General features: G+C 66.2%; 2 protein-coding genes. Both read right to left on the reverse strand.

Annotated elements, in window-relative coordinates:
* A partial coding sequence (car, locus tag A5784_RS35735; RefSeq protein WP_064949593.1) for a carboxylic acid reductase occupies positions 1-2,486 on the reverse strand: 2,486 nt, incomplete at its 3' end.
* 185 nt (positions 2,487-2,671) lie between these two features.
* Positions 2,672-3,841, reverse strand: a 1,170-nt coding sequence (locus A5784_RS35740; protein ID WP_156750955.1) for an SDR family oxidoreductase, incomplete at its 5' end; no start/stop codon positions are given.

Genomic DNA, 3,841 nt, shown 5'->3' on the forward strand with positions numbered 1-3,841 from the left:
GCCAATTGCTGGTAGTGGGCAAGGAGTTTCGCGTCGCCGGTGTCGAAGATGGCGTCGAGGCGGGCGCGGGCTTCTTCGTCGGAGCGGGCCCGGACCAGGGCGATGACCTTGCCGTCGACCAGGTCCATGCGTTCGAGCCATTCCAGGGCCAGGTAGCGGCCCAGGAAGCCGGTGGCGCCGGTCAGCAAGACGGTACGGACCTCGGTCGGTGCCTTGGGCAGCGACGGCGCAGCCGCCAGCGTCGCGGCGTCGATGAACTTGTCCAGCGTGAGGTCGGCAGCGTGCACTTCCGTCGCGTCACGACCGTGCACCGACGCATACGTCGGTCGCTTCGAACCCTGCCGCTCGGTGTCGATGTAGCCGGCGATGGCGGCCAGGTCGTTGGCCGGGCTGACGATCACGCCGACCGGCACGTCGACCTCGAAGATCTCGTGCAGCAGATTCGAGAACGTCAACGCCGACAGCGAATCTCCACCGAGATCGGTGAAGTGGGCGTCGGGCCGCAGGTCTGAGACCGACGCGCCGAGCAGCGCTCCGGCGGCGCGGCTTACGGTGTCGAGAACGGGTGCGGCGGCACCATGGCGACGGAGTTCACGCAGCTCATTGGCCTGTCCCTCGGCGAGGTCGGTGTAGAGCTGTTCGAGTCGATCGCCGTAGTGCGCCTTCAGTTTCGGCCGGGCCAGCTTGCGGATACCGGTCAGCAGACCGTTCTCGAGTGTGAACGGCGTTGTCTCTACCAGAAAATCGCGAGGAACTTCGTAGGACTGCAGGTTCGCGGCGCGAGCAGCCTCCTGCAGCGAGTCACTGATGGCTTGCTTCGAGGTGGCGGGGTCGGTCGGAACCACGACGGCCAGCAGGTACGCGCGGGCGCTGTTGCCGTACAGGTAGATCTGTTGCACCAGCGGGCTGTCGCCGAAGACGGCCTCCAGCTTGGACACCGTGACGAATTCGCCCTGCGACAGCTTGAGGACGTTGTTGCGCCGGTCCAGGTACTCCACCTGATCGGGGCCGACCTCGGCGACGATGTCACCGGTGCGGTAGTAGCCGTCGGTGTCGAACATCTCGGCGGTGATCTCGGGGCGCTTGTAGTAGCCCGGGAACATCTGCTCGGATTTGACCAGCAGCTCGCCGCGCGGATGCGGGCGGTCGGTGCTCAGGTAACCCAGCTCGGGCACGTCGGCCAGTTTGTAGTCGATCACCGGCGGCCGCTGGATGTGTCCGTCGACGAAGACCGACCCGGCCTCGGTCGAGCCGTAACCCTCCAGCAGGTGCATCTGCAGCAGGCGCTCCACCCAGGCCTTCATCTCGGCCGAGATCGGCGCGGAGCCCGTCATCGCGGACACGAACCGGCCACCCAGCAGGTCCTGGCGCACTTCGGCGAGCACCTGCTCTTCAACGTCCGCAGAAGCGGCGCCGTGCTGGTCCAACCGGCTCTGATACTCCTGGAAGAGCATGTCCCAGATGCGCGGCACGAAGCTGAGCTGCGTGGGACGGACCAGGGCCAGGTCTTCCAGGAAGGTCGACAGGTCGCTGCGGGCAGCGAAGTAGGCGGTGCCACCGGAGGCCAGCGACGCGTACAGGATGCCGCGGCCCATCACGTGGCTCATCGGCATGAAGTTCAGCGTGATCGCGGGCAGCGCGCTCTGGTTCTCGTCCCAGGTGGCCTTGGATGCGATCCGCCACATGGTGGAGACCTTGTTCTCCGGGTACATCGCACCCTTGGGGGTTCCGGTGCTGCCGGAGGTGTAGATCAACAGGGTCAGCGGGTCGGCCTGGCCGGACACGTACAGCGGCGCGTCGGCGAGGCTGCGGCCGCGGTCGAGCACGTCGGCGAAGGCTTCGACCTGGACGCCGGTGCCGGCGAGCGCGGCCTTGGCGGCCTCGAACGCTTCCCGGTGGTCGTCGACCTCGGGGCGGTAGTCGAACACCACCAGGCGGGCCGGGGCGGGTCCGGACTGGATGAGTGCGACGGCGTCGTCGAGGAAGTCGACGCTGGAGGCGACGACCTTGGGTTCGGTTTCGGCGATGATCGGTTGCAGCTGCGCGACGGGTGCGCTGGTCTGCAACGGGACCGAGACCGCGCCGAGCTCGATGAGCGCGACGTCGATGGTGGTGTAGTCAACGCTGGTGAAGCCGAGGATTGCGACGCGGTCGGCGGGCTTGACGGGATGGTTGTGCCAGGCGTTGGTGACGGCCTGGATGCGGTCGCCGAGCTGGCGGTAGGTGATGGTCTCGAAGCGCGGCAGCAACTGAGCCGAGGTGCGGCCCTCGGTGTCGGTGACGAGTTCGACGGCGCGGGTGCCGAGGGCCGGGCGGTCGGCGTAGCCGGCCATCACTTCTTTGACGATGGCGGGCAGGCGCAGGCCAGGGCGGTCGACGGCGGTGCTGACGGCCTCGTCGGGCCGTGCGGCGGCAAACTGCGGATCGTTGGCATAAAGGGCGGCGAGTCGGCTCTCGAGCCGTTCTTCACGGGTTTCATTCGACATAATCAAGTCCCCTGAGCAAATCAAATCTTGTGGTAACCGACGCTCGATGCGTCTACCAAATACTACGTTAGTAAAACTAAATATATTTCGAGAGTCCAGGGCGCGTCGGTGCGAGATGCGTCACCCCACCCACACGCGACAACGCCCCCGCCCGGGGACAGGGCGAGGGCGTTGTACGGATGGGCTCAGAGCAGGCCGAGCTGCTTGAGGTTGGTGATGTACTGCACGATGACCGCGGGTGTCACATGCGGGATGTCCTTGTCGGGCCCGATCTTGGCTTCTTGCACGGCTTCCCGGAACCGATCGGTCGGCGCCAGCGCACCCAGCATCGGGCGTTCCGGCTTCTGGTAGTTGTGCAGCAGCGGCAGCAAGGAGGCCTGACGTTGCTTGTCGGGCAGCGCGCGCAGGGTGCTTTCGAACCGCTGCAACCACTGGGCGTAGTCGGCTATGCGCTCGATCTGATAGCCCGCCTCGATGAGCCAGTCGACGAACTCGTCCATGCCCAGACCGTCGTCGTACGGGTTCATCACGTGGTAGGTCGCGAAGCTCTCGACTGCCTGTGCCCCCAGCGTGGAGATCGACTCCGCGATGAATTCCACCGGCAGGCCGTCGTAGTGCGCCCGCTGCCGTTTGCCCTCGGCGTCCAGCTCGTAGAACGAGCCGGGGGCGATACCGCTGGCCACCAGGCTGAACATCATCCGGGTGAACATGTCGGGCAGGTTCAACTGGCCTGAATACGTCGTATCGGCCAGGATCATGTCGCAGCGGAACACGGCCACCGGCAGCCCGCACAGGTCGTTGGCTTCGCGCAGCAGGACTTCGCCGGCCCACTTGCTGTTGCCGTACCCGTTGGCGTACGAGTCGTCGATGCGGCGCACCGCGCTCATCTCGCGCACGTCAGCTTCTTCGACGAACTTGCCGGGTGTGATCTGGTCGCCCACCCCGATCGTCGACACATAGGTGTACGGCTTGATCTTGGTGGTCAGGGCGATGCGGATCAGTTCGGCCGTGCCCAGAGCATTGGGCCCGAACAGCTCGCTGTAGGGCAGGACGTGGTTGACCAGGGCGGCCGGGTCGACGATCAGGTCGACGTCGTCGGCCAGACGCTGCCAGGTCTGCTGGTCGAGTCCGAGGTTGGCCTCGCCCTTGTCGCCTGCGATGACCTCGAGGTGCTCGGCAGCCAATTGCTGGTAGTGGGCAAGGAGTTTCGCGTCGCCGGTGTCGAAGATGGCGTCGAGGCGGGCGCGGGCTTCCTCGTCGGAGCGGGCTCGCACCAGGGCGATGACCTTGCCGTCGACCAGGTCCATGCGTTCGAGCCATTCCAGGGCCAGGTAGCGGCCCAGGAAGCCGGTGGC

The sequence above is a fragment of the Mycobacterium sp. 852013-50091_SCH5140682 genome (assembly GCF_001665685.1).
Taxonomy (GTDB): domain Bacteria; phylum Actinomycetota; class Actinomycetes; order Mycobacteriales; family Mycobacteriaceae; genus Mycobacterium.